The 3,998-nt window shown below is 47.8% G+C and carries 4 protein-coding genes; 3 read left to right on the plus strand and 1 reads right to left on the minus strand.

Annotated elements, in window-relative coordinates; all coding sequences use genetic code 11:
• Window positions 1-99: 99 nt before the first annotated feature.
• Window positions 100-378, plus strand: coding sequence for a HAMP domain-containing histidine kinase (locus GX117_08520; GenBank protein NLO33383.1), 279 nt, complete (start codon window positions 100-102; stop codon window positions 376-378).
• A 76-nt stretch (window positions 379-454) separates the two neighbouring features.
• Here the strand turns inward: GX117_08520 and GX117_08525 are convergent, their stop codons facing one another.
• Window positions 455-1,429, minus strand: a complete 975-nt coding sequence (locus GX117_08525) for a nitronate monooxygenase (GenBank protein ID NLO33384.1) — start codon at window positions 1,427-1,429, stop codon at window positions 455-457.
• A gap of 335 nt (window positions 1,430-1,764) precedes the next feature.
• Between GX117_08525 and GX117_08530 the strand changes: the two genes are divergently transcribed.
• Window positions 1,765-2,910 carry a ribonuclease D gene (locus GX117_08530; protein ID NLO33385.1) on the plus strand — a complete coding sequence of 382 codons (1,146 nt, stop codon included), beginning with the start codon at window positions 1,765-1,767 and terminating at the stop codon, window positions 2,908-2,910.
• A gap of 42 nt (window positions 2,911-2,952) precedes the next feature.
• A partial coding sequence (locus GX117_08535) for a PAS domain S-box protein (protein NLO33386.1) occupies window positions 2,953-3,998 on the plus strand: 1,046 nt, incomplete at its 3' end.

The raw sequence follows: 3,998 nt of genomic DNA on the forward strand, positions 1-3,998 counted from the left end.
CAAATAAAAGACGAATTCTTTGAAACTAACAACCCTTCATCATCAACATCTCTCATAATTCAGTTCTCCTTGCCCTCTACACTAATTTAAAGAAGGTAACTGTATCAAGGTTGTTGTCAGAGAGGGGTCGAAGATAACACGGGCATTATATTCATAGTTGCGGACAGCGGCACCCTTCCGAGTCCCCCTATCTTAGAGACCATGTTCATGCCTTTTTATTCCACCAAAAAGAAAAAAGGCGGCGTAGGCTTAGGGCTGTTTATCACCAAGCATATTATTGATGCCCATGAGGGAACGTTGACCTTAGATGATAGTAGCGTTACCACACGTTTTCTGGTGCGTATTCCGAGCAAAGCGTCTTCGTTTTCAACACGCTGAGTACTGATAGCGAGCTTTCCTATGGCGCTTCTTTTACAAGCTTTGTCCGTGTTGAGGCCAAATAGATACGACCTTTTTAAGCGACTGTATAATCTCCTAAGCGCTGCATTACCACACGCGCCTCATCCACGATCTCTTGGATCACTGCTGCTGCCGTTTTGATTTCTTCGATGCGTCCCACCGCCTGTCCGCAGGCGATGGCAGCTTGGTTGATGTCTCCGTTGAGATAGGCTTCATGGCTGACTTTGCCCGCAATGACGGGCAAGAGTTCATCCACGCCCGCGCCTTCCGCTTCCATCTTCGCCACTACTCTGGCAGCATCATTGTTGATCACACGCATAGCATTTCGAATAGACCGTTCCACAAGCATGGTATCGGTTTCTTGCGCCTGCACCATCCACCGCTTGAAATTATCATGCATGGGACTTTCTGTGGTCGCCATAAAGCGCGTACCCATGAGCACCGCTTCGGCCCCTAAAGCAAGGGCGGCGACAAGACCTGCGCCGTCACAAAAACCTCCGGCCGCGATAACGGGCACACTCAATTCCCGCGCCGCTTTGGGCACAAGAATCAGCGAGGGAACATCGTCCATACCGGGATGACCGCCGCATTCGAAGCCCACCACAATAACAGCGTCAACACCTATAGATTCCGCCTTATGCGCGAAGCGTACCGCCGGTACTTTGTGGAATAATTTCACGCCTGCGCTTTTAAGTTTTTCAACATAAGGTTCCGGGTTTCGGCCAGCTGTTTCGACCACCGGTATAGCTTCTTCGCAAACCAAGTCCACATAGGCATCGGTAAGATCGCCGGGCATCAATACGGGCAACATGGATATGTTGACACCGAAAGGGCGATCTGTCAGGTCTCTGGTTTTGTGGATTTCATCGCGAAGCAATTCTATCTTTGAAAAAGAAGCGGCAGAAAGGAAACCGAGCCCGCCCGCATTGGACACAGCGGAAACCAGCTCAGCTTTGGACAGCCATTGCATACCGCCCTGTAAAATGGGGTAGTCAATATTGAGCATTTGGGTGATTTTTGTCTGAAACATAGGGTTACTCCTTAACTCTAAAATAAGTGGGGGAATTGTCAAACTTCAAAGAAACAGAGGAGGTTAAAATAGGAGCGAGGGCGACAAAGAAAAGTAATTTCCGAAAAACTTTCTTCAGCTCACCTGAGGCATCATTTCTATTTTACCATCCAGAACCTCCAATACTATCACAATCCAAGCTCGGAAGTTCTGCAAGTTATATTCTTTTTAAGAGTGCTTAAAATTGCTGTTGAACCGCGCTTCGCGCTTTAATTTCCATCAAGGAACGGTCAATGTGTATACTTTATCTTGAGATTGTAAGGTATCGTATTCAAATAAAGGGAGTTGTTACCAGCGTGCCAGAGGATTGTAAGTATTTGTTGATAGCCAATCAGCGTAGGTGGGAGCAGGCTGTAGCTGAATTGCTTCAGGTGCCCCGTTTAGCTGTAGATATTGAGGCAAACGGTCTGTTTGCCTACAGAGAACGGATCTGTCTGATTCAAATTTCGACGGACAGCCAAAACTATATTCTTGACCCCCTCGCTCCGATTTCATTGGAGCCCTTAGGCGATATTTTCGCAAATCCCGCCATAGAAAAAGTATTTCATGCTGCTGATTTTGATCTGGCTCTCTTGGAGTGGGTTTACGGATGGCATGTGGTCAATCTCTTTGACACCATGCGTGCGGCGCGGCTTCTCGGCTTCCAGAAAGTGGGGCTTGCGCCTATGCTTGAATCTTTTTATGATGTGCATCTCAACAAAAAATATCAGAAAATGGATTGGGGCAAACGGCCCTTGTGCGCTGCCATGTTAGCCTATGCGTGCAATGATACCTGCAATCTGCTGCGGCTGCGTGATGATTTAAAAGAAAAACTTGATGAGAAGGGTTTGGTGCCGGAAGCCCGTGAGATTTTTAAAGACTTATGCAGTCCAAGAGGGCCCAGGCCTTCTTTTAATCCCGATGATTTTTGGCGTATACCTAAAGCGCGCGATCTCGAACCACGCGCTGCCGCCATACTTAAAGCGATCTTTATCTATCGTGAAAAGGAAGCACAGCGCCGCGATTTGCCGCCTTTCAAAGTAGTGAACAATCGGGACTTGATTCGTATTGCACGGGAATGCGCCAAATGGAACGGTCAGATCCCCAAAGGCCTCGTGGAGATACCCGGCGTTTCGCAGCGTCTGGTCGACCGTTTCTCCCCCGAATTTTATAAGGTGATCCATAAAGCCCTTTCGGCAGATCCGCCCGTATACGTCTATAAACCTGTTCCCCACAGCGACGGCTATTGGCAGCGTCATAAATTACTGAAAGATTGGCGCAAAGAAATAGCACTCCGTCAGAAGGTGGACTCTGATGCCATTCTTCACCCGAAAGTGCTCAAAGAAATTGCGGAAAAAGGGCCTCAAACTGAAGAAGAGTTGCTGACCATTAAATCTATGGGGCCCTGTAAGCGTAAGCGATACGGCAAGAAAATCATTCAATTGTTGAAAACCGAATGCTAGGTAAACCCGCCTGTGCATAAGATGGTTTAAAGGAAAGACCCCTTGTTGCGATCTACAAAAAAAAGACGCGGTCACGCATCTTCAGTCGGCAGCGGACGTATGGCACTTGTGTTGGATGTGGAATGGTTCTTCCTGATCTTACGCTATGTGACCTATGGAATCCTCGCCATATTAACCCTGGCCACCCAGCAATCCCTGCTCCACAATCTCTTTGTCATCGCTGGTTCTTCTGTGTTGATGCACAACATTGTTTCTCATTGGTTTTTTTATACGCGGCAATATAATTTCTTTATTTCCATTTGGAATTTTTTCCTGTACTTGCTTGACGTGGGATTGCTGGTTGCTATGACAGGCGGCGCACGGAGCCCCTTCGTGCCCCTCTTTTTATTTCTCGTCGTAGGTTTTCATGTATACAGTCCCCGCACGGGCAGCTCTTTTTGGATTACGTTGACTGTATGTGCAACCTATGCCTTCGCCACGATTATGGACTGGATTTTCAGCGGCCCTGATCTTCTTCATCTTCCCCTTTACATTAATTTTTTCCTCATCGCCTTTTGCGGGTGGATCATGGGGATGTTGGCGCGGGTCGTGCGCGGTTTGGAGCAAGACGCGGCCTATAAATCAAACGCCTTAGAATCTTCAGAAACGACGCTGCGTGCGATTTTGAATCATACGGCACACCCCATCGTCGTCTATGGGGAAAACGAATTCATTGTAGATGCCAACGAAAGTGCCTATGAATTTCTCGAATTATCGAAAGAAAAATTGATCGGCTCCCGATTCCGCAGCTATCTTTTCGATGATGGTTCCCTCGAGACAGTCTTCGAAGATCTCAGAGAAACAGGCGAATTACATCATGAGATGTTGGTATTGGCAGGCAGTGCGATGGAACGCAGCGTATTTATGCATATCCACTCCTTTTTAGGAGAAGGTCGTCGCCTATACGTCGCCCTGTTCCACGATATTACCCACCAAAAAGAAGTGCAGGAAACTACCCTGCTTGCCCAGCAACGGATGGAAAAGGCGAACCTTGAGCTGCAGCGCGTTATGAACATGCGCACCGCCTTTTATGTCAGTATCGCGAATCG

It is taken from the genome of Candidatus Hydrogenedentota bacterium (genome assembly GCA_012523015.1).
Classification (GTDB): domain Bacteria; phylum Hydrogenedentota; class Hydrogenedentia; order Hydrogenedentales; family CAITNO01; genus JAAYBJ01.